Source organism: Inquilinus sp. YAF38 (genome assembly GCF_052113205.1).
Classification (GTDB): domain Bacteria; phylum Pseudomonadota; class Alphaproteobacteria; order DSM-16000; family Inquilinaceae; genus Inquilinus.
In genome coordinates this window covers 1-12540 of sequence record NZ_JBFRCU010000051.1, presented here as the reverse complement: position 1 = coordinate 12540, position 12540 = coordinate 1, and the positions used below count along the sequence as shown (strand labels likewise).

General features: G+C 70.3%; 9 protein-coding genes and 1 riboswitch. Of the genes, 8 read left to right on the top strand and 1 reads right to left on the bottom strand.

Annotated features, from left to right (window positions below):
- Positions 1-181: 181 nt before the first annotated feature.
- The 8 genes from AB4Z01_RS21550 to AB4Z01_RS21515 all read left to right on the top strand — a co-directional run bounded on the left by AB4Z01_RS21550 (position 182) and on the right by AB4Z01_RS21515 (position 12136).
- The gene (locus AB4Z01_RS21550; protein WP_441697389.1) at positions 182-1678 is read left to right on the top strand and encodes a sugar ABC transporter ATP-binding protein; all 1497 of its coding nucleotides are present in this window, start codon (positions 182-184) and stop codon (positions 1676-1678) included.
- Positions 1679-1873: 195 nt separating this feature from the next.
- The gene (locus AB4Z01_RS21545) at positions 1874-2905 is read left to right on the top strand and encodes an ABC transporter permease (protein ID WP_441697386.1); all 1032 of its coding nucleotides are present in this window, start codon (positions 1874-1876) and stop codon (positions 2903-2905) included.
- A gap of 79 nt (positions 2906-2984) precedes the next feature.
- Positions 2985-4154: an acyl-CoA desaturase gene (locus AB4Z01_RS21540; protein ID WP_441697383.1), complete on the top strand. Its 1170-nt coding sequence runs from the start codon at positions 2985-2987 to the stop codon at positions 4152-4154.
- 55 nt (positions 4155-4209) lie between these two features.
- A riboswitch (cobalamin riboswitch) is annotated at positions 4210-4419 on the top strand.
- 118 nt (positions 4420-4537) lie between these two features.
- Complete coding sequence (gene cobU / locus AB4Z01_RS21535) at positions 4538-5062, top strand: bifunctional adenosylcobinamide kinase/adenosylcobinamide-phosphate guanylyltransferase (RefSeq protein ID WP_441697380.1); 525 nt, start codon at positions 4538-4540, stop codon at positions 5060-5062.
- Positions 5063-5071: 9 nt separating this feature from the next.
- The gene (cobW, locus tag AB4Z01_RS21530) at positions 5072-6100 is read left to right on the top strand and encodes a cobalamin biosynthesis protein CobW (protein WP_441697377.1); all 1029 of its coding nucleotides are present in this window, start codon (positions 5072-5074) and stop codon (positions 6098-6100) included.
- A complete protein-coding gene (gene cobN / locus AB4Z01_RS21525) occupies positions 6100-10026 on the top strand; it encodes a cobaltochelatase subunit CobN (protein ID WP_441697374.1) in 3927 nt (1308 codons plus the stop codon). Before cobW ends, cobN begins: the two co-directional genes overlap by 1 nt.
- A complete protein-coding gene (cobO, locus tag AB4Z01_RS21520; protein ID WP_441697371.1) occupies positions 10023-10649 on the top strand; it encodes a cob(I)yrinic acid a,c-diamide adenosyltransferase in 627 nt (208 codons plus the stop codon). Before cobN ends, cobO begins: the two co-directional genes overlap by 4 nt.
- On the top strand, positions 10649-12136 hold the full coding sequence (locus AB4Z01_RS21515) for a cobyric acid synthase (protein WP_441697368.1): 1488 nt from the start codon (positions 10649-10651) through the stop codon (positions 12134-12136). The genes cobO and AB4Z01_RS21515 overlap by 1 nt, the downstream gene beginning before the upstream one ends.
- 116 nt (positions 12137-12252) lie before the next feature.
- Here AB4Z01_RS21515 and AB4Z01_RS21510 read toward each other — a convergent pair.
- A partial coding sequence (locus AB4Z01_RS21510; RefSeq protein ID WP_441697365.1) for a cobalamin biosynthesis protein occupies positions 12253-12540 on the bottom strand: 288 nt, incomplete at its 5' end.

Sequence of the window (12540 nt, the reverse complement as noted above, 5' to 3'; positions counted from 1 at the left end):
GAGACATGCAAACAGCCGGTCGACTCTGGATCCAACGTCGCAACTTTAGACTGTCATGCCCGGGCTTGACCCGGGCATCCAGAGGATGTCGAGACCCTCTGGATTGCCGGGTCAAGCCCGGCAATGACAATGGGGGCTTGGGGCGAACCCTCGGCCGGACAGCAGTGGACAGACCCGGACGATGACCCAGACCCCTGTGCTCGAGCTCAGCGGCATCTCGAAGGCGTTCGGTGGCGTCCGGGCCCTTCGGGATGTCGACTTCGCGCTCAAGGCCGGCGAGATCCATGGCCTGGTCGGCGAGAACGGCGCCGGCAAGTCGACCCTGATGAAGATCATCGCCGGCGTGCATTCCGGGTATGAAGGCCGGATGCAGATCGACGGGCGGGAGGTCCGCTTCCGCTCGGCCCGCGACGCGCTGGCGGCCGGTGTCGGCATGGTGCATCAGGAGCTGAGCATCGTGCCGGACCTCAGCGTGGCCGAGAACGTGTTCCTCGGCTCGCAGCCGCTGACCAAGCTCGGCCTGGTCGACTGGGCCGGCATGCGCCGCGCGGCGGGGGAGCAGCTGCGCCGGCTCGGCATCGATCTCGACCCGCGCACAGCGGCCGGCGCGCTGCCGATCGGGCTGCAGCAGCTGATCGAGATCGCCCGGGTGCTGTTCTCCGGCGCCCGCATCATCATCCTGGACGAGCCGACCTCCGCACTGTCGCCGCCGGAGATCGAGCGGCTGTTTGGCGTGCTGCGGCGGCTGCGCGACGAGGGGCGCAGCTTTGTCTTCATCTCCCATTTCCTCGACGACATCCTGAAAATCTCCGATTCGGTGACGGTGTTCCGCAACGGCCAGCGCGTCATGACCGCCGCGGCGGCCGGGACCGACAAGATGATGCTGATCGACCGCATGATCGGCACCGGCCATGACGAGCTGGAGGAAAGCTACACCGGCGAGTTCCGGCTCGATCCGAAGCCCGGCCATCCGGTGGTGCTGTCGGTCGACCGGCTGTCGCTGGCCGGCCGCTACCGCGACATCTCGCTCGAGGTACGGGCCGGCGAGGTGCTGGGCATCTACGGTTTCATGGGCTGCGGCCAGCTCGAGCTGGCGCGCACCATGTTCGGCAAGCTGCCGTCCGACAGCGGCCGGATCTCCGTCGCGGGGCAGCCGGTGCGGCTGTCCACCACCGCCAAGGCCCGGCGGGCCGGCATCGCCTTCGTGCCGGAAAGCCGGCGGGCGATGCTGTTCCACCATGAGCCGATCTACAAGAACGTCTCGATCAGCATCCTCGGCCGGATCTCGCGCTGGCTGTTGAAGCCGGAATCCGAGCGTGTCATCGCCCGCAAGCATGTCGATTCGCTGCGCATCCGCACCCCGCATGTCGATGCCGAGCTCGGCGCCCTGTCGGGCGGCAACCAGCAGAAGGTGGCGCTAGCCAAGTGGCTGACCTACCCGCCGCGCGTGCTGATCCTCAGCGAGCCGACCCGCGGCATGGATGTCGGCGCCAAGGAGGATGTGGTCGGCATCGTCCGCGGCCTGCGCGACCAGGGGATCGGCGTCGTGGTGGTCTCGGCCGAGCCCGAGACGGTGCTGGCGCTGGCCGACCGCATCCTGGTGATGCGCAAAGGCCAGATCGCCCGAGAATTCGCGGACGGCACGGTCAGCAAGGACCGCCTGCTCGAGGCGGCGTGACAGAAATGCGGACCATCTCTCTGTATGTGAGATCAACGGGCTGTGAGATCGACTCTCCAGCCCTTCCCCGTCATGGCGAGGAGCGAAGCGACGTGGCCATCCAGAGGGCGGTGCCGCTGGATGGCCACGCCCCTGCGGGGCTCGCCATGACGAATTCATCTTTCAGATCGTTGGCACGATAGGGGCGGAATCCTGATGGATGCGCAGACCACACCGACCCGCAGCGCCGGAAGCCGGCTCGGCGCCATGCTGGGCAGCCAGCTGCGCAACATCGCGCCCTTCATCACGCTGATCGCCCTGCTGGTGTTCTTCGGCGTCGCCAGCCCATCCTTCCTGACGGTCGACAATTTCAGCAACATCCTGAACCAGGTGTCGGTCACCGCGATCATCGCCGTCGGCCTGACCTTCGTCATCCTGTGCGCCGAGATCGACCTGTCGGTCGCCGCCATCGCCAACGCCGCCGGCATCGTGGTCGCCTTCTTCACGCTGCAGGAATCCTATGTGAACATCGCCAATGTGCCGCTGCCGGGCTGGGCCGCGATCGTCATCGCGCTGGCCAGCTGCGCGGCGCTGGGCCTGATCAACGCCTTCGGCGTGACCCGGATCGGCATCCCGTCCTTCATCATGACGCTGGCGATGATGCAGATCGGCGCGGGCATCTGCGCCATGCTGGTGCGCGGCCAGATCGCCTATGCCGTGCCGCCGTTCCTGGTCATGCTCGGGTCGGGCTCGATCGGCGGCATCCCGTGGATCGTGATCGTGGCGGGAATCACGCTGCTGGTCGCCCATCTGGTGCTGACCTATACGCGCTTCGGCCGCTACGTCTACATGGTCGGCGGCAACCGCGAGGCGGCCGAGTTCTCCGGCGTCAATGTCCGGGTCGTCATCGGCGCGGTGATGGTGATCTCGGCGGTCTGCTCCGGCCTCGCCGGCATGCTCGGCGTGGCCTATTTCGGCAGCGCCCAGCAGAACGAGTTCGACACCTTCCTGCTCGACGCCATCGCCGCGGTGGTGGTCGGCGGCACCAGCCTGTTCGGCGGCCGCGGCGGCATCGGCAACACCATCATCGGCGTGCTGATCCTGGGCGTGCTGAACAACGGCCTGGACCATGTCGACATCGACAGCTTCCTGAAGATCCTGATCCGCGGACTGATCCTGCTGGCGGCCCTGGTGATCAACGTCTATGCCCAGCGCCTGCGGACGGTGCGCGGCGCTGCTTCCGCTTGACGGCGGCGCACCGATCCCTATCTAGGGGACGCCCGGCGCCCCTTCGTCGAGGTCGATGCACCAGTAGATGACGGAGCCCATGAGCATCCCGCGGACCGATCCGGACGACGCCTCGCACGACCACGAGGACATCCTGTATCCGGAGGCGGTGCCGTTCGTCCTGCTCCATCTCGCCAGCTTCGCGGCGATCTGGACCGGCGTCACCTGGCAGGCCGTGGCGATCTGCGCGGTGCTGTACTTCCTGCGCATCTTCGCGATCGGGGCCGGCTACCACCGCTATTTCGCCCATCGCGCCTATTCCACCAGCCGGGTGTTCCAGTTCATCCTGGCCTTCCTGTCGCAGAGCACGGCGCAGAAGAGCACGCTGTGGTGGGCGGCCAAGCACCGGCACCACCACCTGCATTCCGACACCGAACAGGACGTGCATTCGCCGCGGCATCGCGGGTTCGTCTATGCCCATCTCGGCTGGATCTTCTCGACCCGCCACCGCACCACGGATCTCAGCAAGATCGCCGATTTCGCGCGCTACCCCGAGCTGATGCTGCTGCACAAATACGAGCTGACCCCGGCCGTCATCCTGGCCGCGATCACCTTCCTGATCGGCGGCTGGCCCGGGCTGGTGGTCGGGTTCGTCTGGAGCACGGTGCTGGTCTATCACGGCACCTTCTGCATCAACTCGCTGGCCCATGTGCATGGCCGGAAGCGCTATGTCACCGGCGACGATTCCCGCAACAACTGGCTGCTCGCTTTGGCGACCATGGGCGAGGGCTGGCACAACAACCATCACGCCTATCAGAGCAGCGTGCGCCAGGGCTTCCGGTGGTGGGAGGTCGACCCGACCTTCTACATCCTGAAGGCCTTGTCCTGGTGCGGCGTGGTCTGGAACCTCAAGACCCCGCCCGAGGCCGTACTGCGCAACGAGCAGCGGCTCGGCACCAAGATCATCGAGCGCGCAGCGGCCGAGCTGGCGGCGACCTTCCCGATCGAGCGCATCGCCGCGGCGCTGCACGAGGCGCGGGCCCATGCACACGCCCCGACCCTGGCCGACCTCCGCGACGCCCTGGCGACCGCACAGCACAAGACTGCGGACCTGCTGGCCAAGGCGCATCTCCCGGCCCTGCCGACGCGCGATGAGATCCGGGCGCGCGCCGCCTCCATGTTCGCCAAGACCCGGTCGATGGAGGACATCGTCGAACGGGCCCATCACCTGGTGCTCGAAGCGGTCAGCAAGCGCCTCGCCGCGGCCTGAGCCCCCGCCACATCCAATCGGCATCGATTGACCCTGCGTCCCGCGCCGCCTACTGTGCCGCCATCGCGCAACCGGTTCCCCGAAGGCGGACGCCAGAGGGGTGAAAAGGGAACGCGGGACGGTCTGTCTTTCAGGCCTGATCCGCGGCTGCCCCCGCAACTGTAGGCGGCGAGCCCACCTCCGACAGCCACTGGCCGATGGCCGGGAAGGCGGAGGCAGGCGATGACCCGCGAGCCAGGAGACCTGCCGGCGAGGCGATGCGTGCGAACCGCCGGGCGGGGTGAACCGGTGGCGCGGGATGCGCGGCGCCTCCGGTGCCGTCTCCGGCGTCCAAGCCCTGTCCGGCCGAGCGAGGGGCGAGGGCGTGTTGCATCGACCGATCCATGTCTGAGCTGCCGGCGGCGACGCTGGTGCTGGGCGGCGCCCGGTCGGGCAAGAGCCGCCATGCCGAGGCGTTGGTCGAGAGCCAGCCCGGCGACTGTATCTATCTAGCCACAGCCGAAGCCTGGGACGCCGAGATGGTGGAGCGGATCTCCCGCCACCAGGCCCAGCGCGGCTCGCGCTGGCGCACCGTCGAGGCGCCGCTCGACCTGGTCGAGACGCTCGGCCAGGTGGCCGGCCCCGGCCGCGCCGTGCTGGTCGACTGCTTGACGCTCTGGCTCTCCAATCTCATGCATGCCGACCGCGACATCGCCGCCGAGACCGACCGGCTGGTGCGCTGGCTCGCGGTGCCGCCCGGCCCGGTGGTGCTGGTGTCGAACGAGGTCGGGCTCGGCATCGTCCCCGACAACGCCTTGGCCCGCGCCTTCCGCGACCATGCCGGGCGCCTGCATCAGGCCGTGGCGGCCGCCGTGCCCGCCGTCGTCTTCGTCGCCGCCGGCCTTCCCCTGACCCTGAAATCCGCCTGAGGACCCCGAATGCCCGCCAAGATCCCCGCGACCGTCATCACCGGCTTCCTCGGCGCCGGCAAGACCACGCTGATCCGCCACCTGCTGCAGACCGCGAATGGCCGCCGGCTGGCGCTGATCATCAACGAGTTCGGCGATGTCGGCGTGGATGGCGACCTGCTGCGCAGCTGCGGCGACGCCACCTGCCGCGAGGAGGATGTGGTGGAGCTGGCCAATGGCTGCATCTGCTGCACCGTTGCCGACGACTTCATCCCGACCATCGAGAAGCTGCTGAACCGCGCCGACCCGCCGGAGCACATCGTGATCGAGACCAGCGGCCTGGCCCTGCCCAAGCCGCTGGTGAAGGCCTTCGGCTGGCCGGAGATCCGCACCCGGGTGACGGTCGACGGCGTCATCACCGTGATCGACGGCGCCGCCATGTCGGAAGGCCGCTTCGCACCGGACGAGGAAGCATTGGCGGCCCAGCGCGCCGCCGATGAGGCGCTGGACCATGACAGCCCGCTGGAGGAGCTGTTCGAGGACCAGCTGGCCTGCGCCGACATGGTGATCCTGAACAAGACCGACCTGCTGGACGAGTCCGGGCTGGCGACGGTGTCGTCCGACTTGGCCGCGCAGCTGCGGCCGGGGGTGAAGGTGGTCAAGGCCCGGCACGGCGCCATCGACGCCGCGGTGCTGCTGGGCCTCGGCGCCGCGGCCGAGGACGACCTGGCGGCGCGCCCCTCCCACCACGATGCGGAGGACGAGCACGACCACGATGATTTCGAGAGCTTCCATGTCGACCTCGGCACAGTGGCCGACGCGGACGCCCTGGCGCGCAAGCTGAAGCCGGTGATCGAGGCGCACGACATCCTGCGGCTGAAGGGCTTCGCCGCGGTCGAGGGCAAGCCGATGCGCCTGGTGGTGCAGGCGGTCGGCGGCCGCATCCAGCATTATTACGACCGCGCTTGGCGCGCCGACGAGGCCCGCGGCACCACCCTGGTGGTGATCGGCGAACGCGGCCTCGACCGTGCCGCCATCACCGCGGCCTTGGCGGCCTGATGCATCTCCTCGCCACCAGGCCGGGCAGCATCGCCGACGGGTCGGAGGCGGTCGATCTGGGCCAGAGCCCGGGCGACATCGTCGTGCTGACCGCGGCGGACACTGAGCTCGCCTGCCTGTCGGCCGCGCGGTCCGGATTCGGCGAGGATTTCCCCCGGCTGCGGCTGGCGAACCTGCTGCAGCTCGGCCACAACCTGTCGGTCGACACCTATGTCGACGACGTGGTCAGCCGGGCGAAGCTGGTGGTGGTGCGGCTGCTCGGCGGAGCAGGGTACTGGCGCTACGGCATCGAGCAGGTGCATGCCGCCTGCCGGCGCGAGGGCATCGCCCTGGCCGTGCTGCCGGGCGACGACAAGCCGGATGCCGATCTCGACGACCTCTCGACCCTGCCGAAAGAGGCCAGGGGGCGGCTGTGGCGCTATCTGGTCGAAGGCGGCATCGAGAACGCCCGCAGCTTCCTGGCCTATGCCGCCACCCTGGCCGGCCACGACCTGCCCTGGGCCGAGCCCCGGCCGCTGCTGCGGGCGGGGCTGTACTGGCCGGACCTGCGGCATCCGTCGTTTGGCGAGATCGAGCAGCGGTGGAGGGAACAAACCGAGTCCCCCCTCCCCCCGCGGGAGGGGGATAGGGGGAGGGGGTTCGCGCCGCAGGAGCCACAGTCCAAAGGCCGACCGGCGATACCGAGCCCTTCGCTCGACAACCCCCTCCCCCTACCCCCTCCCGCAAGGGGAGGGGGGACTCATAAGGAAAGCGTCAGGGAAGGGGAGCGGGACGCCACCACCGCCCCCGTCATCGGCCTCGTCTTCTATCGGGCGCTGGTGCAAGCGGGAAACCTGGCGCCGGTCGACGCGCTGGTCGCAGCACTCAGGGCCCGTGGGCTGAACCCGCTGCCGGTCTTCGTCTCCAGCCTCAAGGACGCGGTCTCGGCCGAGCTGATCACCGACGCCTTCACCCGCCATCCGCCGGCGGTGATCCTGAATGCCACCAGCTTCGCCGTGTCCAGCCCCGGCGGTCCGGCCCAGCCGACGCCGTTCGACGCGGCGGACTGCGCGGTGCTGCAGGTGGTGTTCGCCGGCGGCGCCGAGGCGGCGTGGCGCGACGGCACCCGCGGCCTGTCGGCCCAGGATCTGGCGATGAACGTCGCTCTGACCGAGATCGATGGACGGGTGCTGACCCGCGCAGTCTCCTTCAAGTCGGAGGCGCGCTGGGATCCTCTGACCGAATGCACCGTGGTGTCCTACCGCCCGGTGTCGGACCGGATCGATTTCGTGGCGGATCTCGCCGCCGCCTGGGCCGGGCTGCGCCGCACGCCGGCGGCCGAGCGCAAGGTCGCGCTGGTCCTGGCCAACTACCCGAACCGCGACGGCAGGCTCGGCAACGGCGTCGGCCTCGACACCCCGGCCGGGACGGTCGAGGTGCTGCGCGCCCTGGCTGCCGCCGGCTATGCCGTGGAGGATGTGCCGGAGGATGCGGCAGCGCTGATGGCGCGGGTAACCGCCGGGCCGACCAACGCGCTGGAGAACCGGGCCGATCGCTCCGGCGGCGAGGCCTATCCCCTGACCGACTACCGTGCCTTCTTCGACACCCTGCCCGAGGCGGTGCGGGCTGCCGTGACGACTCGCTGGGGCGAGCCCGAGGTCGATCCCTTCGTCGAGGGCGATGCCTTCCGCCTGGCCGTGCACCGCTTCGGCCATGTCGTCATCGGCGTGCAGCCGGCGCGCGGCTACAACATCGACCCGCAGGCGACCTATCACGACCCGGATCTGGTGCCGCCGCACGGCTATCTCGCCTTCTACGCCTGGCTGCGCGGCGGCTTTGGCGCCCAGGCCATCGTCCATATGGGCAAGCACGGCAACCTGGAATGGCTGCCGGGCAAGGCGCTGGCGCTGTCGCAGGACTGCTTCCCGGAGGCCGCCTTCGGCCCCGTGCCGCATCTCTACCCCTTCATCGTCAACGACCCGGGCGAGGGCACCCAGGCCAAGCGCCGTGCCGCCGCGGTCATCATCGACCATCTGACGCCGCCGCTGACCCGGGCCGAGAGCTACGGCCCGCTGAAGGACCTCGAGGCGCTGGTCGACGAATACTACGAGGCCGCCGGCATGGACCCGCGCAGGCTGGCCCATCTGCGCGACCGCATCCTCGACCTGGCCCGCAGCTCGGGCCTGGACCGCGATTGCGGCGTGGCGGCGGATGCCGATTCCGACTCCGCTTTGGCGCAGATCGACAACCATCTCTGCGAGCTGAAGGAGATGCAGATCCGCGACGGGCTGCACATCTTCGGCCGCTCGCCGGAGGGCGACCAGCGCACCGACCTGCTGGTGGCACTGACACGGGTGCCGCGCGGGGCGGGGCAGGGCGGCGACGCCTCGCTGATCCGCGCTTTGGCGAATGATCTCGGCCTCGGCTTCGACCCGCTCGACTGCCGCTTCGGCGACGTCTGGGCCGGGCCGCGCCCAGCGGTGCTGGGGTCGGAGGCGGGCTGGCGCACCCATGGCGACACGGTCGAGCGGCTGGAAGGGATCGCGCGGGACTTGGTCGCCGGCACTCGGATGCCTGAACCGGCGTGGGCCGCCACCGCCGCGGTCCTCGCCGAAATCACGGCTGCGGTCGCCCCGGCCGTCGACCGCTCCGGCGTGGCCGAGATCGACGGGCTGCTGCGCGGCCTGGCCGGGCGGTTTGTCCAGCCCGGCTCCTCCGGCGCCCCGACCCGTGGCCGTCTTGACGTGCTGCCGACCGGCCGCAACTTCTACTCGGTCGACAGCCGCACGGTGCCGACCCCGGCCGCGTGGCATCTCGGCTGGAAATCCGCCTCCCTCTTGGTCGAGCGGCACCGGCAGGAGCATGGCGACTGGCCGCGCACCATGGCGCTGAGCGCCTGGGGCACCAGCAACATGCGCACCGGCGGCGACGACATCGCCCAGGCGCTGGCGCTGCTCGGCGTGCAGCCGCGCTGGGACCCCGCATCCCGCCGCGTCACCGGCTTCGAGGTGATGCCCGAGGGCGTGCTGGGCCGGCCGCGGGTCGACGTGACCCTGCGCGTCTCCGGCTTCTTCCGCGACGCCTTTCCCAGCCAGATCGACCTGTTCGACAGCGCCGTCCGTGCCGTCGCCGCGCTGGACGAGCCGGAGGAGGCGAACCCGCTCGCCGCCCGGGTGCGGGCCGAGACCGCGGCGCTGGTCGAAGGCGGGATGGCCGAGGCCGAGGCCCGCCGCCGCGCCGGCTTCCGGGTCTTCGGCTCCAAGCCGGGGGCCTATGGCGCCGGGCTGCAGGCGCTGATCGACGAGAAGCTGTGGCGCGACGAGGCCGATCTCGGCCGCGCCTATCTGGAATGGGGCGGCTGGGCCTATGGCGACGGTGCCGAGGGCGCGGCAGCGCACGACCTGTTCGCCCGGCGGCTGGAGCGGGTCGAGGCGGTGGTCCACAACCAGGACAACCGCGAGCACGATTTGCTTGATTCCGACGACTACTACCAGTTCGAGGGCGGGCTGGCGGCGGCGATCCATCACCTGTCCGGCGCCCGGCCGGCGGTCTGGCACAACGACCATTCGCGCCCCGAGCGACCGGTGATCCGGACCCTGCGCGAGGAGATCGCCCGCGTGGTCCGCGCCCGGGTGGTCAACCCGAAATGGATCCGCGGCGTGATGCGCCACGGCTACAAGGGCGCCTTCGAGATGGCGGCGACGGTCGACTATCTGTTCGCCTTCGCCGCCACCACCGACGCCGTGGCCGACCACCAGTTCGACCTGGTCTATGACGCCATGCTCGGCGACCCCGAGGTCCGCGCCTTCCTGGAGCAGGCCAATCCGGCGGCGGCGCGCGAGATCGCGGAGCGGCTGCAGGAGGCGCTGGACCGAGGCCTGTGGCAGCCGCGCGCCAATGCCGTCTACCATGAGCTCAATACGCTGACGAAGGAGCCCGGCCGATGAACACCGACGGCATGACCGAGGACGAGATCAACGCCCGCCACGCCGAGAAGATGGCGAAGAAGAAGGCGGTGCGCGACCGGATGCTGGCCGGCAAGACCATCGAGAAGGGCCTGCTGATCGTCCACACCGGCAAGGGCAAGGGCAAGTCGACCGCCGCCTTCGGCATGGTGTTGCGCTCGATCGGCCACGGCTTCCGCACCGGCGTGGTCCAGTTCGTCAAGGGCAGCTGGGACACCGGCGAGCGCCATGTGCTGGAGCGGTTCCCCGACCTCGTGACCATCGCCGCGATGGGCGAGGGCTTCACCTGGGAGACGCAGGACCGCGAGCGCGACATCGCCGCCGCCCACGCCGCCTGGGAGGCCGCCAAGGCGATGATCCGCGACCCGTCCTACCGCCTCGTGCTGCTGGACGAGCTGAACATCGTGCTGCGCTACGACTACCTGCCGGTGGACGAGGTGGTGGCCTTCCTGCGCGACGAGAAGCCGGCGGACACCCATGTCATCGTCACCGGCCGCAACGCCAAGGACGAGCTGATCGAGATCGCCGACCTGGTCACCGAGATGACGCAGATCAAGCACCCGTTCCGCGACGGGGTGAAGGCGCAGGCCGGGATCGAATTCTGATGGGCCCTGGCCCTGGGGGCCGTCCGCCCGCCCTGATGATCCAGGGCACCGGCTCCGACGTCGGCAAGTCGCTGGTCGTCGCCGGGCTGTGCCGGGTGTTCGCCCGGCGCGGCCTGCGGGTGCGGCCGTTCAAGCCGCAGAACATGTCGAACAACGCGGCGGTCACGGCGGATGGCGGCGAGATCGGCCGGGCCCAGGCGCTGCAGGCGCGCGCCTGCGGCGTCGACCCGACCGTCCACATGAACCCGGTGCTGCTGAAGCCGGAGAGCGAGACCGGCGCCCAGGTCATCGTCCAGGGCCGCCGCATCGCCACGCTGAAGGCCCGCGACTACGCCGCCCATAAGCCGCAGCTGCTGGCCGCGGTGCTGGACAGCTGGCGGTCCCTGTCGGCCGGGGCCGACCTGGTGCTGGTCGAGGGCGCCGGCAGCCCGGCCGAGGTCAATCTGCGGGCCGGCGACATCGCCAATATGGGCTTCGCCGAGGCGGCGGATTTGCCGGTGGTGCTGGTCGCCGACATCCATCGCGGCGGCGTCATCGCCAGCCTGGTCGGCACCCATGCGGTGATCGCGCCGGAAGAGGCGGCGCGGATCCGCGGCTTTATCATCAACCGCTTCCGCGGCGACGCCGCCCTGTTCGCCGACGGCATGCGCATCGTCGAGGACCGTACCGGCTGGCGCGGCCTCGGCATCGTGCCGCACTGGCCGCAGGCGTCGCTTCTGCCGGCCGAAGACGCCAACGCCTTGGCCGAGATTGAGACGCCGCGCGGCCGGGCCATCACCATCGCCGTGCCGGTGCTGTCGCGCATCGCCAATTTCGACGACCTCGATCCGCTGCGGCTGGAGCCGGATGTGGCGGTGCGGATGGTGCCGCCCGGCGAGGCGCTGCCGGGCGACGCCGATCTGGTGCTGCTACCGGGGTCGAAATCGACCATCGGCGACCTCGCCTTCCTGCGTGCCCAGGGCTGGGACATCGACTTGATCGCCCATGTCCGGCGCGGCGGCCGGGTGCTGGGCCTGTGCGCCGGCTTCCAGATGCTGGGCCGCCGGCTGCACGACCCGGACGGCATCGACGGCCCGCCCGGCTCGGCCGACGGGCTCGGCCTGCTCGACCTCGAAACCGTGATGACGCCGGAGAAGAGCCTGGTCGCCGTCGCCGGCACCCACCTTCCGACCGGTGCCGCGATCCGCGGCTACGAGATGCATGTCGGCCGCACCGAGGGCCCGGCTTTGGCCCGGCCACTGCTCGACCTCGACGGCCGGCCGGACGGTGCCGTCTCTGCCGATGGCCGCGTCGCGGGCTGCTACGTCCACGGCCTGTTCGCCGCCGATGGCTTCCGCGCCGCCTTCCTGGCCGGCTTCGGGCCGCGCGCCGAAGCCGGCTTGGCCTATGACGCCAGGGTCGACGCCACGCTGGACGGGCTGGCCGACCATCTGGAGCGGCATCTCGATCTGGCGGCCTTGGCTGCTATCGCCGGCCTGTCCGCCTGACCACTCGGGTGACGCAAAACTATATCCGTCATCGCGAGCCTCGCAGGGCGATCCAGCGGCTCGATCTCTGGATCGCCGCGTCGCTTCGCTCCTCGCGATGACGGTAAGAATTAGCGCTACAGGATCAAGGCGGTCGCCGCCGTCAGAAGAATCAGGATCACCCCGGCGCCTTTGGTGACCTCCAGAGCCCGGCGGATGTCGCGCGGCGTCGCCTCGGCCCGGCCGCCATCGCCCATCCAGGCGTCGGTCACCACCGCGCCGTGATACTGCCGCGGCCCGGCCAAGGCGAGGCCGAGGCCGCCGGCCATTGCCGCCTCGGGCCAGCCGGCATTGGGCGAGCGGTGCTGCGGCGCATCGCGCAGCATCGCCCGCCAGGCCGCGCCGGTGCGGCCGCCGCCGAACGG

Bases quoted from the DNA above. Each gene is read 5' to 3' on its own strand.
- AB4Z01_RS21550 (WP_441697389.1), top strand. From the start codon at position 182: ATGACCCAGACCCCTGTGCTCGAGCTCAGCGGCATCTCGAAGGCGTTC.
- AB4Z01_RS21545 (WP_441697386.1), top strand. From the start codon at position 1,874: ATGGATGCGCAGACCACACCGACCCGCAGCGCCGGAAGCCGGCTCGGC.
- AB4Z01_RS21540 (WP_441697383.1), top strand. From the start codon at position 2,985: ATGAGCATCCCGCGGACCGATCCGGACGACGCCTCGCACGACCACGAG.
- cobU (WP_441697380.1), top strand. From the start codon at position 4,538: ATGTCTGAGCTGCCGGCGGCGACGCTGGTGCTGGGCGGCGCCCGGTCG.
- cobW (WP_441697377.1), top strand. From the start codon at position 5,072: ATGCCCGCCAAGATCCCCGCGACCGTCATCACCGGCTTCCTCGGCGCC.
- cobN (WP_441697374.1), top strand. From the start codon at position 6,100: ATGCATCTCCTCGCCACCAGGCCGGGCAGCATCGCCGACGGGTCGGAG.
- cobO (WP_441697371.1), top strand. From the start codon at position 10,023: ATGAACACCGACGGCATGACCGAGGACGAGATCAACGCCCGCCACGCC.
- AB4Z01_RS21515 (WP_441697368.1), top strand. From the start codon at position 10,649: ATGGGCCCTGGCCCTGGGGGCCGTCCGCCCGCCCTGATGATCCAGGGC.